Origin of the sequence: Micromonospora sp. NPDC049836 (assembly GCF_044465125.1) — a bacterium.
Taxonomy (GTDB): Bacteria; Actinomycetota; Actinomycetes; order Mycobacteriales; family Micromonosporaceae; genus Micromonospora.
Window position 1 is genome coordinate 623,217 of the sequence record NZ_JBITLH010000002.1, and the last position, 14,280, is coordinate 637,496.

Annotated in this window: 6 protein-coding genes; 4 read left to right on the forward strand and 2 right to left on the reverse strand. The window is 70.3% G+C overall.

From position 1 onward, the window contains the following. Window positions 1–291 precede the first annotated feature (291 nt). Window positions 292–5,844: a fibronectin type III domain-containing protein gene (locus ACIBPB_RS06720; protein WP_396838580.1), complete on the reverse strand. Its 5,553-nt coding sequence runs from the start codon at window positions 5,842–5,844 to the stop codon at window positions 292–294. An 87-nt stretch (window positions 5,845–5,931) separates the two neighbouring features. Further along, on the reverse strand, window positions 5,932–6,912 hold the full coding sequence (locus ACIBPB_RS06725) for an MBL fold metallo-hydrolase (RefSeq protein WP_396838581.1): 981 nt from the start codon (window positions 6,910–6,912) through the stop codon (window positions 5,932–5,934). 262 nt (window positions 6,913–7,174) lie between these two features. On the opposite strand from ACIBPB_RS06725, the gene ACIBPB_RS06730 reads away from it, so the two are divergent. The 4 genes from ACIBPB_RS06730 (at window position 7,175) to fxsT (ending at window position 14,278) form a co-directional block, all read left to right on the forward strand. After that, entirely contained in the window at window positions 7,175–8,155 is a 981-nt protein-coding gene (locus ACIBPB_RS06730) for a helix-turn-helix domain-containing protein (protein WP_396838582.1), read from the forward strand. A gap of 233 nt (window positions 8,156–8,388) precedes the next feature. Further along, entirely contained in the window at window positions 8,389–8,754 is a 366-nt protein-coding gene (locus tag ACIBPB_RS06735) for a hypothetical protein (RefSeq protein ID WP_396838583.1), read from the forward strand. 48 nt (window positions 8,755–8,802) lie between these two features. Beyond that, on the forward strand, window positions 8,803–10,299 hold the full coding sequence (locus ACIBPB_RS06740) for a hypothetical protein (RefSeq protein ID WP_396838584.1): 1,497 nt from the start codon (window positions 8,803–8,805) through the stop codon (window positions 10,297–10,299). A 91-nt stretch (window positions 10,300–10,390) separates the two neighbouring features. Further along, the gene (gene fxsT, locus ACIBPB_RS06745) at window positions 10,391–14,278 is read left to right on the forward strand and encodes an FxSxx-COOH system tetratricopeptide repeat protein (protein ID WP_396838586.1); all 3,888 of its coding nucleotides are present in this window, start codon (window positions 10,391–10,393) and stop codon (window positions 14,276–14,278) included. Window positions 14,279–14,280 lie beyond the last annotated feature (2 nt).

The window sequence follows — 14,280 nt, forward strand, 5'->3', positions numbered from 1 at the left end:
GGTGATCTGCCAGGAGTTCCGTACCTCGCGCCGGCGGGCCATGCAGCTCTTCTGGAGCTACTTGTTGATCGGTCTGTACACCTGCGTCAGCCGACTGCGGGAGCCGGACTTCTACCTCAAGCTGCTCGCCGAGCTGGGCTTGGAGCGGGTTGGCGCTGCTGCCCGGGACCTGGGATTTGGTGACCGCCTACAAGACGGTTGCCGCCGGCTGACGCCTGGTGGCCTGAGCACCGCCGGCCACCCGAGGGCCGGCCGCCTGCCGCCGGGACCGGCGGCGGCAGGCGGTGGCGATCAGAAGCAGGGTGTCTCCTTGATGAACGGGATGATGCCTGCCGACGGGTTTCGGGCGAACCTGCCGTGGATGCCTCCGCTGTAGGTGAGGTCGCCGACGGCCCAGACTTGGACCTTGTACTCGCGTTGGGGGTTCCTGGTGTAGTAGAAGGTCACGTTCCCGCTGGTTGGGCCGCCGGTCGGGTATTCCAGCGTCCGGTGCATGACCGCGTATCCGTCGGTGCAGTCGATGACGAGGTACCAGAAGATGCCGGATAGCAGCTGCTTGTCATTGTTCATGTGCCAGTGGCCGTCGACCTGGATGTAGTCGCCGTTGCGGGTGCCGCGGACGGTGGCGGTGACGTCGTACCGTTGGATGGGGTCGAATCTGTCGAGCTTGGCGAAGATCCAGCTGCTGGTGATCGCGGCAGCCAGGGTGGTGCCGTTGGCCCATTGCGGCATCGCGGTGACGGTGTTCGTCGACGCGCTCTCCCCGGCCGCGTTGATCGCGGTGACCTTGAAGTTGTAGTAGTGGCCATTGGCGAGGTATCCGGCGGTTATCGCCGTTGTGCTCACCGGGTACGGCAGCTTTTCCCACCAGCCGTTGAGCGATACATCGCGCTGGTAGACGTTGTAGTACACCCCGGGGGTCGGGCTAGCCGTCCAGCTCAGCTTCACGTCCTTGTCGCGGGCGAGTGCGCGCAGGTTGGACGGCGGTTTCGGCGACGGTGGCATCGGCCGGGCGGTTTCGCTGTTTGACGGCGAGCTGGTCCCGGTCAGGTTCGTCGAGCGGACCCGGAACTCGTAGGTGGTGCCGTTGTTCAGGTATTTCACGGTGAACGAACAGCAGGTCGTCACCGGATACTGCAGTCGGGTCCACGAGCCGCCGACCTTGCGGTACTCGATCCAGTAGTAGACGCTGGCCGTGGAGCTCTTCGCCCAGGTCAGTTTCACGGCGCCGTCGCCGGCGTTGCTGGCTGACAGGTTTGACGGCGGCTGCGGGAACGGTGGCATCGGCCGGGCCGAGTCGGTGTTGGACGGCGAGCTGTCGCCAGCCACGTTCGTCGCCCGCACCCGGAACTCGTAGGTGGTGCCATTGTTCAAGTAGTTCACGGTAAACGAACAGCAGCTGCTCACCGGATACTGCAGTCGGGCCCACGAGCCGCCGGACTTGCGGTATTCAATCCAGTAGTACACCCGAGGGGTGGGACTGGCCGACCAGGCGAGGGCGACCTTGCCGTCGCCGGCGGTGGCCCGCAAGTTGGTCGGTGACTGCGGGAATACCGGCATCGGTGTCGCACTGACCACGTTGGACGGGTCGCTTTCCCCCGCGGCGCTGGTGGCGGCGACCTTGAACTCGTACCTGTCGGCGTTGGTCAGATACTCGGCGGTGAATGTGCAGCAGCCGTCGACGGGGTAGGGCAGCTTCTGCCAGGACTGGTTGCGAGAAGCGTTGCGGTAGTAGATGACGTAGAGCACGCCGGAGGTCGGGCTGGCCGTCCAGGTGAGGCGCACGAAGCTGTCTCCGGGGGTGGCGGTGAGTTTGCTCGGTGGTTGGGGGGCGATGCCGATGGCGGTGGCCCGGGCGGTCGCCGAGGCGGGTCCCTCCCCCGCGATGTTGGTGGCGCTCACCTTGAACTCGTAGACGTGGGTGTTGACCAGGTACTGCCAGGTCGCCTCGGTCAGCTGGGCTGGGTACTGCGACTTGCGGAAGGTGGTTTCACCCGCGGTCACGTCCCGCCAGTAGACCCAGTAGAGGACGTTCGGGCCGGGTGCGTCCCAGGTCAGCCGGATCTGCAGACTGCCGGACGGCACGGCCCGAAGGTTCGTCGGTGCCTTCGGTAGCGCCACGGTGCTGCGGGCCTGCGCCGGCGCCGACGCCGGCCCTTCGCCGGAGAGGTTCTCGGCGGTCACCTTGAACTCGTAGGTGTGCAGATGGGTGAGGAAGCCCCAGGTTGCAGTGGTCGTGTCGGTGGGGACCTCGGATCGCTTGAAGGTGGTCTCTCCCGCGGTGACGTCCCGCCAGTAGACCCGGTAGTAGACGTTTGGGCCGGGAGCGTCCCAGGTCAGGGTGATGTCGCCGGTGGGTAGCGACTGGAGCTCCAGGTTCGTCGGCTGAGCGGGCAGCGGTGGCATGGGTTTGACTCGGACCAGGTTGCTGGGCAGGCTCTCCGAGCCCCGCGTTGCGGTCACCTTGAACTCGTACTCATGCCCGTTGGTGAGGTACTGCGCCGGCATGGTGCAGCAGTCGGAGATTGGTAGCGGGAGTTGCTGCCATTCCTCGTTCTCTGTGGCGTCGCGCTGGTAAACCCAGTACCAGACGTCTTGAGAGGTCGACGGGGCCCAGGTGAGGGTGGCTGTGCCGTCGCCGGGCGTGGCGCGCAGGTCTGTCGGGGCGGCCGGCGCGTCGAAGTACGCGGTGGCGGTGACCGGAGCCGAGGTCGGCCCCTCGCCGCCCCGGTTGGTCGCGCTGACCTTGAACTCGTAGGTGTGGCCGTGGAGGAGGTAGCTTGCCTCGAACTGGCAGCACTCGCTGATCGGCAGCGGCAGCTTGGTGAAGTCGGCCTCGTCGAGGGTCGTGTCCCGCTGGTAGATCCAGTACCAGACGTCCTGTTGGGGTTCGGTCCAGGTGAGTTTGATGGTGCCGTTGCCCTGAGCGGTGGCGGTCAGGTTACCCGGGGCGGGCGGGGGGGCGACCGTGGACCGCACGGTGGCTACGTTGGAGTGTGGGCTGGTCGCCATGGTGTTGGCAGCTGCGACGGTGAACTCGTATGTGTGCCCGAGCACGAGGTTGTCGGCGACGGCGGTGGTGCCGGTCCAGACGACGGTGTCCCGTTCGATCGGTTCGGGCTGGCCGGCGGTCAGGTCTCGCTGGTAGACAAGGTAGTGCACGTCGTCGGCGGTCACCGGCTGCCAGGTCAGGTGGACGGTACCGTCCGCGGCGGGAGTGGCGGTCAGGTTCTGCGGGGCTTCGTCGAGCGGGGGCGCTACGCGGAGCAGCCGGTTCGGCGCGCCTTTGGGATCGCCGACCACTTCCCGCTCGGCGATCCCGATGAGCGCGTCCTTCACCTCATTTGGCGTGTACCTCGGGTGTGCCTTGAGTACGAGGGCTGCGGCGCCGCTCACGTGGGGCGCCGCCATCGAGGTGCCATCCTTGTCCAGGGATGCGGTGTCGTTCGTGTTCCCGGCGGAGGTGATGTCGACGCCCGGCGCGAAGAGATCGACGCATGGTCCGGCGTTGCTGAATCCGGCTCGTGTGATGTCCTGGCCGGTGGCTCCGACGGTGATGACGCTTGTCAGGGCAGCCGGTACCTCCGTGCACGCGTCCACATCGTCGTTGCCGGCGGCAACGACGACGGTGATGCCCTTGTCTATCGCACCCTGCACTGCCTTGCCGAGCCGGTCTCGGTCCACCGAACGGGTCGCCACGCTGAGGCTGATGTTCATTACTGCGGGCAGGACAGCGTTCGCGGTGATCCAGTTGACCCCCTCGGTCATCTTCGCGGCGCTTGTAGACTTGCAACCAATTTGCACGTCGATTATGTGCGCCTTTTTCGCCACCCCGTAGCTCGATCCGCCGGCGGTGCCCGCTACGTGGGTGCCGTGTTCGCCGCAGAGTTCTACGTTGCGGAGTCGCTTTTCACCTCCCACGTCGGCGCGGCCACCGAAGTCGGTGTGGGTTGTCCGCACGCTGCTGTCGAGGATGTACACATTGACGCCTTCGCCCATGGAGGGAAAAATGTACCTTTGGTCTCGGACCCCGTCGATGCGGTCCAGGCCCCAGGAAGGTGGGTTCTCTTGGACGCCGCCGGTGTCCGATGGCGAGACGCCACGGGCGTCCATGCTGACCGTCCGGTCCTCTTCGACCGCCTCGACGGCCGGATCGGTGGCCAGTTCTCGCGCTTTGGCGTCGGTCAGGCCGGTGAGGGAGAAGCCGCCGAGTACCGCGTCAAACACCCCGTCCACGGTGCCGCCGTACCGGGCGACCAGGCGGGTTGCGATCTCCCGGATGCCGTACTCGCCGCTGGCGGCGCCGTCGCGCAGGTCGACGAGGTAACTGCCGGCGGCGGCGGTACCGTCGGGGGCTGGTAGGAACTCCCCCTGCTGGGTGGGCCCGCCTCGGGCGGTGGCCGATACCACGGCCGTCGGGGCGCTCTCGCCGTTGCCGTTCACCGCCGAGACGGCGTATTCGTAGAGGTGCCCGTCCACCAAGCCGGCGTCGGTGAAGGACGTGGCGGCGACCTGTCCGGGCAGCCGGACGGGGTGACTCTGCCCGTACGACAGGTCCCGGCGGTGGATCCAGTACCCGGTCGCGCCGGGCGAGGCGGTCCAGGTGAGCGTGGCGTTGCGCTGCTGGTCGGCGGTGATGGTCAGCCCGGCCGGGACCGGGGGCAGGGTCGCCGGGTCTGGCAGGGGTCGCGGCCAGTCGACCTCGACGAACCGGGGCCGGTAGAGACGGGCGCTTGCCTGGTTGTCGCCGTCGGCGAGGCTGTTGACGTTGTACGACACGAGCAGCTTGCCGGGACGCGCCAACTCGGGGTGCAGTCGGGCGTCGTACACGATGATCTCTTTGCCGGGCTGCGGCTCCGGGGCCCGGAAGAGATGAACGGGTCCGCTGAAGGGTCCGGTCGGCGCCGAGGCGGTGTAGGCGACGACGTCGGCGTTGAACACGAGGTTGCTGTCGACGGTGACCAGGACGTACTGGTTGCCGACCTTCTGCACGCCGAACGCGGTGGTGGTGCCGGCCATCAGCCGGCCGGCCTCCGACTCGGCGGCCGACCAGCCGGTGCCGGTCCAGAACTGCCACGCCCCGGCCAGCCCGCCGGCCGGCACCTTGGCGAGGTAGACCGGCTTCACCGGCCCGGAGTCGTTGACCAGCCGGGTGCCGTAGATGTAGGTGGTGTCGCCGTCGGCCAGGATGGCCGAGCCCCAGGCGATCCGGTCGGCCACCGGCAGCGGGGTGAGCGAGCGCAACGTCAGTCCGGGCAGGTCGAACGACGCGAGGGCGGTGCCGGTCAGCTTCAGGTCAAGGGGGTTCGGCCCGGACCGCTGGTAGTGGTTGTAAAGCACCCGGAGGGTGGAGCCCTCGACGGTGCCGTCGCCGACCCAGTAGCCGGCGTCCGCGGGATCGCCGTCGCCGCCGGCGCCGACCAGCGACAGCGGTTCCTCGACGGTGCCGCCGGTCAGCGTCGTGGTGAGCGCGGCGCCGTCCTGCACCACGATCGAGTTGTGGATCATCGGCTGGAAGTCGGGGCGCGACCCGTCGGGATTGACCGCACCGACGAACGTGTCCGAGAAGAGCCACGCCACCCGGCCGTCGGGCAGCGGCACCGAGGCCGTGCTGTCACCGCCGTTCCACCTGCCGCTGGTGTCGCCGTAGCCGTGGAACGCGTCATTGAGCTGGGTCGCCGACATCCCGCCCGCGGGGACCTCCGCCCTCGCCGCGGCACCCGGCGTCAGCAGGATCGCCACCGTCACGAGGATCGCCACGGCGGCCCGCCACGGCGCCGCCGGGAACAACGGCGGACGGCCGAGCATGACCCCCGTCGAATGTCCATTGTGGTCAGTCGTCATGCTCGCCATCCTCGAATCATGGGCCATCGATGCGTGCGGCTGGGCGTGGCGATCCGGACACGGACCGCAAATATCTGGACAGCCGGTTCAGCCGACGCCGATCCACGGCCGGGTCAGGTGGGCGGTCGCCAGCACGGCACCCCGGGTGCGCGCCTCGGCCAGCAGCCACTCCCGGCTGCGCCGCGCCGCCTCCGGATCCGCCTCGAACCGGTAGCCCACCTCGGGATCGACCAGCTGCACCGCGTGCACCAGCACGTCGCCGGTGACGATGAGCTGGTGGCCGCCCCCGTCCACGACCACCGACTGGTGACCCGGGGTGTGGCCGGGCGTCGGCACCACCCCGATCCAGCCGCCGGCTCCCCGGCCCACGGTGGCCAGGCGGGCGGCACCGTCCGCCTCGTCGAGCTGGCCGGTCGCGCGCAGCGGGTCGACCACGTACGTCATCGCCGCCTCGTCGGCGGCCAGGACCGCCACCTCCCGCCGCTGCACCACGTAGCGCGCGTTGGGGAACATCGGCGTTCCGTCCGGCGCGACCGACCAGCCGAAGTGGTCCTCGTGCAGGTGGGTCAGGACGACGGTGTCGACGTCCGCCGGGTCGATGCCGGCCAGGTCCAGTTCGACGGGCAGCCGGCCCGGCACCGGCGCCCAGCCCGAGGCCGGGCTGTCCGCGGGGCCGACCCCGGCGTCGACCAGCGTCAGCCGGTCCCGCGGCCCCCGGATGGCGAAGCACCGGAAGTCCAGGTGCCAGGTCTGCCCCGGGCCGAACGCGCCCGGGTCGACCGCCCGGGCCGACTCCCAGTCCTGCGGCGTCGCCTCCGGAAACGCCTGCTGGCGGTCGAGGAAGAACGGCCCCGACGCGTCCAGCAGCGGCGTCACCCGGAACGGGCCGACCGCCCGGGATCCGGGCATCGCTCGACCGGTGCGGCGCAGCTCGCGGGCCCGGGTCACGGCCCGACCCGCGTCCACCGCGCCCGCCGGGCCGGCGACGCTCAGCGACCCGGCCACGGTCACGGCCGTCGCGGCGATCAGGAACCGTCGGCGTCCGAACTCCGCGGATGTCTCACTCACTGGTGGCTCCTCTTCCTGGCAGGTCGCCGGGGACCGGACCGGTCCGCTCCGGCGGAATCGGCGACGACGCTAGAGCCGGATTCCGCCGGGTGGGCCCGGCGGGGACGGCCGTGACCCGATCCTGGCGACGGCTGTCCCGATCGCGCCGCCGGTGCGGCCGGGCCCGTTCCTAGAATCGGATCGGCGCCGCGCGGCGGGCCCGGCTGACACACCGGACGCCGGCCCGGCGGGCCGCGCGGCGAACGAGGCGGGGAGGGCTGCGATGCCGGTCGAGGCGCCGAGCGTGGCGATGCTGGCGTACCCGGGCGCGGGCAGCTTCGACTACGTCACGGTCAACGAGATCTTCGGGGTGGACTACTCGTACCGGTTCGGCTCGTGGTACCGGACCAGGACCTGCGCCGCCGCACCCGGACAGGTCGAGCTGGACGGCGGGGTCACCGTGTCCGCCCCGTACGGGCTGGCCGAGGCGGAGACCGCCGACCTGCTCGTCGTACCGGGCTGGACGAGGGAACACGAGGTGCCGCCCCAGCCGCTGCTGGCCACCCTGCGGCGGGCGCACCGGCGCGGGGCCCGGATCATGTCGATCTGCACCGGGGCGTTCATCCTCGGCCACGCCGGCCTCCTCGACCACCGGCGGGTCACCACCCACTGGGCGACCGCACCGCTGCTGGCCTCGCTCTTCCCCGCCGCGACCGTGGACCCGCGGGCGCTGTTCATCGACGACCGCGGCGTCCTCACCGCCGCCGGCATGTCCGCCGGCATGGACCTCGCCCTGCACGTGGTACGCGGGGACTACGGCGCGGACGCGGCCGCCGCGCTCGCCCGCCGGCTGGTGCTCGCCGGCTACCGCAGCGGCGGGCAGGCCCAGTTCGTCGAAGCGCCGCTCAGCCCCGAACCCGGCGACCCGCTGCCCGAGCTGCTGGACTGGATCCGCGGGCACCTGGACCAACCGTTGTCGCTGCGGTCACTGGGCGAACGGGTGCACATGAGCCCGCGGACCCTGGCGCGGCACTTCCACCGCCTCACCGGGATGAGCGCGCACCAGTGGCTCACCCGGGAGCGGGTGCTCGCCGCCCAACGCATGCTGGAGGCCGGCGACGAGCCGATCGGGCGGATCGCCACCCGGACCGGGATCGGGTCGACCGCCAACCTGCGGCACACCTTCCGCCGAGAACTCGGGATCTCGCCCCAGGCGTACCGCGCCCGGTTCCGGGCTCGCCGGGCGCCGGCCGCCACCTCGTGAGCGTCGGCCCGACCCGGTGCGCTCGCCTCCCGCTCGTCGGACCGGGCACCTCCGTACCCGGCCGCGGGTGGCGCCGCAGGTCAAGGTGGAGCAGCATGGAAACTGTCAAGTTGGCGACACTTCGTCGATGCCACGGTCACGGCCCCGGCTAATACCATAGGCCCATGTCACCAAAGGTCTCGATTGTCGTCACGGACCGCCACCGTGATCCGGGCCCGAGAGCCGGCGCCGACGTGACCTTTCTGCCGCTCGCCGAGGACGATGGCGTCCCGGTCTACCCCGAGTCGACCCCGGCGCTGATCCGGGAACTGGTAGCCGCGGGCCTGGTGGTGGACACCTGGCATCCCGCCGCGGAATGCGATTTCGTCTCATCGCGCGGCCTGGTGACCGACACTCTGCTTCAGATCGGCGTCGGGATCGGCTCCTCCGCGGGGTGGTACGCCCTGCAGTCGATGCTGCGCCGACGCACCGGTCAGGTCACCGTGCGCGCCGTCGTCGACGACGGTGTCCAGCGGCGGCGGGTGGAGGTGACCGGCGAGGCGGCTGACGTCGTCGAGACGCTGGAGACGCTCGACCCGTTCAGGTCGGAGCCCTCCTGATGGCGCTGGCCGCGGTGTCCCGCCGAGGCCCCGCCCGCGAGCGATGACATGAGGCCCGTTCGCGAGGCGTCGCGGCGCTACTCGCCAGCTGTCGCGGAGGAACGCCGCCGGCTCGTCGGGCAGATCGCGACCGTGATGGAGGCGTCGTCGGTCATCCGTGACCCGAGCAGCCGACAGTTGCTGCTCCAGGAACTGAGTCATGCGTTGGCCGGCGCCCTGGGCTATCGGGAGCTGAGTCTGCTCCGGCCCCAGATCGTCGAGCTGGTGACGGTGTGCGTGGATCGCCCGGGTGGGTTGCGCTGCCTCGTCGAATGCATGGAGCTGCTCGAACCCGGCAGCGACCACACCGTCGCGCTCCTGCGACTGGCCGACGAGTGGCACGCGATCGAGCTGCTCACCGACTACGACATTCCCTGGCTACGGAGCGTGCTGTCCTTGGTCGACGTAACCGGGGAACTGCGGCGGTTCGTCGCCGAGACCCGCGCGGCCCCGGCCCCACCCTGGTGCCGGACCGCCTGGGATCTCTTCACGCACCTCGCGTCGGCGAACTCCCATGGTTCGGTGCCGCCGTGGCTGCCGCTGCTGGAGAGGCTGGTGACCGCCGTACCGGAGGCGTCCCTGGACCGGATGCACGAGTTCGTCGCGCAGGTGGCCCAGGACTGGGGAGTCACCGATCAGGTCGACGCGTCCCAACCGGATCCTCCGACGCCCGTCGGCACGGCGTACCTGGTCATCCAGTTCGAGAAGTACGGCGGTGACGACGAGACCTACATCGTCTCGCACTGGTACCAGTGGGCGTCCCCGGTGTGGCAGCCGATCCGCGGCGAGGACCGGCACGTCCCGTACGGCGAACTCGAGGCGGCCGTCGACCACGTCATCAACGAGACCGAACGCCGTTGGGCGGATCAGGCCGGTGCGGTGACCATCGAGTTCGTCCTGCCCTGGCAGCTGCTCAACGAACCGGTCGACACCTGGCGCAAGGAACTTCAATCGCCGCTGCCGAGTCCCCTGACGACGGAGTATCCCCTGGTGATCAGGAGCCTGGAGCGCATCCGGGCCAGCCAGTGGCACCGGGTCTGGCGCAGCCGCTGGCAGGGCCTCGCCAGCAACGACAGCGACCGGCAGCTGATCCACTGCGCGTCGCGGCACCAGGTCGATGTCCAACTCAAGGCGACCCTCAACCGCAAGAGCAGCGTCGCGGTCCTGGTGCTCAGCGAATCCCCGACCGCGAACAGCGACGGTGAACGCCAACTGCTCGTCGGGCTGCGGTCGGGAGTTCCGGCAATCGTCTGGCATCGCAACTCACCATCCACTGAGGACCTGTGCGAGACTGTCGCGTCGATGATCGGCGATCAGACGTCGGGCCGAGGGGTGGTCGAGCTTCCGCACCGTGCCGCGCGTCTCCGGCAGCTGGCGTGGAGTGAGGACCCCAAAGGGCTCGGCCAGCACATGGGACACGGCTTGGTGATTTTGTTCGACGACCCGGATCGGCAGCCAGGAGGAGCAGCCTCTGCCGACGGCGACAGGCGAAAGGTCTTGGCATGAGCGGCATCGACCACGGGACGTGGTTCGCCGCCGGCGGGGCCCGCTGCGGCCGGCGCTCACCGCGGCGCATCTCGAGATCGGCGGGTCCGCGATGAGCCGGCCGGCGCCGGCGGCCATCACCCCTGGGAGCCGTCAGGCCGAGGGCCTCGGGCTCGAGCCGGCGCACCACGGCCGGGAGCTCATCGTGGTCCTCGACCACGACCCGGTGCTGGATTTCTGGGCCGACGAGGTCTCGACGTTCATCGCGGTGCTGCGGGCCCAACGTGCCTTCGCCTCGGTTGAGGTCAAGCGTCTGGCCGTCGAAGACGGCGCGGTGTGGGTGACCGGCGAGCCCGACGCGGTCAACGCCCCGCCCGCGAGCCTGGTCGGTGCCGCCGGCCAGCGGGTCATCTTCCTGGTGACGCACGGCGGTTCCGACGCCTGGCGGGCCGGGCTCGTCCACCCCGTGCTCGTCTCCTGGGCCGACCGCGCGACCGTTGCCGTGGTCAATCTGCTACCCCAGCAGCGCTGGCGCGAGCGGGGCATGGAAACGACCGAGGTGAAGTGGCGCCTGGACGGCGCGGGATCGGCCACTGCCCGGTCGTCGTGGCAGGTGAGCGGCCCGGACCTGCGTTCCCCGGACGAACCGGACGACGCCCCGCTGACGGCGGTGCCGGTCATCGAACGTGGCATGGACTGGTTGCAGCGATGGAGCCGCCTGCTGGCTGAGCCGGCGACGGGCGAGCTGCGGATGCCGGCGCTGCTCCTGCCGCCCGACGGGCCGCCCACCCGCCGTCCGGGCCGGTCGCTCACCGCTCACGACCTCGTCGCCCGATTCCGGGCCACCGCGTCGCCGGCCGCGTTCACGCTGGCGACCCGACTGGCGGCCGCTCCACTCAACGTCCGCGTGGTTCGCGCCGTGGCGAGGACCATGGTCCGCTCGGGACCGGAGCAGTTGACCGAGGTGCTGACGAGCGACCTGGTGCGGCCGGTTCCGCGGGCGGCGGCGAGCGGCGACACCAGCATCAGGTACGAATTCGTGCACGGCGTGCGCGAGCGGCTCCTCACGCTCGGGTACCGCGACCGCACCGTCGAGGTGCAGCACCTGGTGGAGTACGAACTCGCGCACGACGTGGAGGCGGTGCGCAACCTGACCCTACGCGTCAAGGATCCGCGGAACGCGTCGTACGAGCGGGTCACGCCGGCCGCCGAGCCGTACCTGCGGGTCGAACTGGCTGTCCACCTCTCACTGGGCGGGCCGAACCTCGTCGCCGCCGCGCGGCTGGGTCAGTCGCTCGGCTCGCCCATCCCACGGCAGGTACGTCGAGTACTGCAGCCACCTTCCGTTATCGCTCACAGGACCATGGAGTCCGGAATGTCTGACAGAGTGAACTCGCCGGACCCGGGGGGCTCGTTCGGCACCGCACCCCAGATCACGCTGGACGCCGAGCGGGGCATCTTCCCGAGTAGGCGACCGACCAACGACCTGCAGCCGGTACAACGGCTCGACGGGCAGTTACCGGCCATCGTCGGCAACCTGCCGCTGAGAAACACGAACTTCACCGGCCGGCGGGAACTGCTCGACTCCCTGCACCAGCGCCTGAGCGCCGGCACCACCGCCGTGCTGCCGGAGGCGCTGCACGGTGCCGGTGGGGTGGGCAAGTCCCAGCTCGCCATCGAGTACGTCTACCTCCATCAGCAGGACTTCGACCTCATCTGGTGGATCCCGGCCGAGCGACCGGCGCAGATCCAGTCCGCGCTGGTGGAGCTGGCGGCACGCCTGGAGCTGCCGGTCCCGTCCACCGCCAACACGGCGGTGCCGGCGGCGCTGGAGGCACTACGGATCGGCCGCCCGTACTCCAACTGGCTGCTCGTCTTCGACAATGCCGAGGACCCCGACAGCGTCGAGCAGTTCTTTCCCAAGGGCGGTCCGGGCAGCATCGTCGTCACCTCGCGCAACGGGGCGTGGCGGGAGGTCGCGAACAGCCTCCCGGTCGACGTGTTCGAACGGCAGGAGAGCATCGATCTGCTCCGCCGTCGCGGGCCGGACCTGGCCGTCGACGACGCCGACCGACTCGCCGCGGCCCTGGGCGACCTTCCCCTGGCCATCGAGCAGGCGGCTGCCTGGCGCGCAGAGACGCGCATGCCGGCCGACGAATACCTGGAACTCCTCGACGCCAGCCGGCCGGTCCTCGACGAGGAGAGCACCCAGCAGGACTACCCGGAGCTCGTCGCCGCGGCGTGGAACGTGTCGCTCAACTGGCTACGCGGCCAGGACCTGCCGGCGCTCCGGCTGCTGCAGATGTGCTCGTTCTTCGCGCCCGAGCCGATCGGGAAGGTACTCCTGTCGAAGCCGCGCGCGCTCCGCATCCATCCCGATCTCGATCTCCTCGTCCGCAACCCGGTCCGCCTCAACCGGGCGATCCGCACGATCGGCCGCCTCTCGCTGGCCCGGATCGACCACCGGACGAACTCCTTCCAGATGCACCGCCTGGTCCAACGCGTACTGATCAACCAGATGGATCCGCAGGACCGGGAGGCCCTGCGGCACGGCGCCCACATGCTGCTGGCCGGCAACGACCCCGACCAGCCCGACGACGCTGACCACTGGCCGCGGTACGCCCAGCTGTACCCGCACATCGTCGCCTCCGGAGCGGAGCGGTGCTCGAACGAACTCGTGCGGGACATGGTGCTGAACGAGGCGAGCTATCTCTGGCGTTGGGGCGACCACCTCGCCGCCCGGGAGCTTTCGCAGCGAGCGTGGACGGCCTGGAGGGCGGACGGCGACGAGGCCGACCCCGACAGCCTGCGCATGGCCAGCTGGCTCGGGTTCATGCACTTCGTCGTCGGTGATTACGCCGCCGCCGCCAGCCTGAACGCCCAGACGCTCGAGCTCTACCGGCAGACCCTCGGCGAGGACCAGGAGGAGACCCTGAACGCGCTGGGCGCGGTGGCCGCCGACCACCGGGTGGCCGGTGACTTCGCCGGCGCGCTGGACCGCTCCCTCGTCGTCTACGAACAGGCGAAGCAGATCTTCGGTGAGGAGGAGCCGTTCACGCTGCGCGCCGCGCACAATCTCGCGGTCAGCATGCGGCTGTCCGGCCTGTTCGGTCGGGCGCTCCAGCTCGACGAGCAGTCCTACCAGCGCCGGGTGCAGATCTACGGCACCGACCACCTGGACAGTCTGAGCACCTTCGGCGGCATCAACCTCGACCGGCGGGAACTGGGTGACTACGTCGCGGCACACGCGAACCAGGAGACCGTCGTCGCCACGGCCCGCCGGATGCTCCGGTACGACGACCACCCGGAAGTCCTGCGGCAGAGCCACATGCTGGCGAGTTTCCGGCGCAAGGCCGGTCACCACCACGACGCCCTCGACCTGTCCAGCGATGTGCTGCGCCGCTTCCGCACCCGTTACGGCGACGACCATCCGGACACGGTGCTCGCCACGCTGACGTTCGCCATCGACCAGCGGCTGACCGGCGACCTCCGCGCCGCCAGGGAGGCGGCGGAGGTGGCGGTGGAAGGGCTGCGCCGGCTGTACGGCGAGGACCACCCGCACACGGCGGGCGCGCAGGTCGACCTGGCGGTGACGCTCCGGCTGCTGGGCGAGTGCGAACAGGCCCGGGAGCTGGACCAGGCGGCGGTGGAGCGGCTGACCAGCCGGCTCGGCGATTCCCACTCGCTGGTACTGGCCGCCCGGATCAACCTGGCGAGCGACCATTACGACCTCGGCGACGTCGCCGCGGCCCGCGCCCTCGACGCCGACAGCCTCGAGCAGTGTCGTCGGGTGCTCGGTGGCGCTCATCCCACCACGCTGGTGTGCGCGCTGAACCTCGCCATGGATCTACGCGACCTCGGGCGCGACGTGGAGGCGAGCGAGCTGTTCGACACGAGCCTCGAGCAACTCCGCCAGACCCTCGGCGCCCGGCACCCCGCGGTCGCGGCGGTCGGCGCCGGCGTACGGGCCAATTGCGACATCGACCCGCTCCCGCTGTAGCG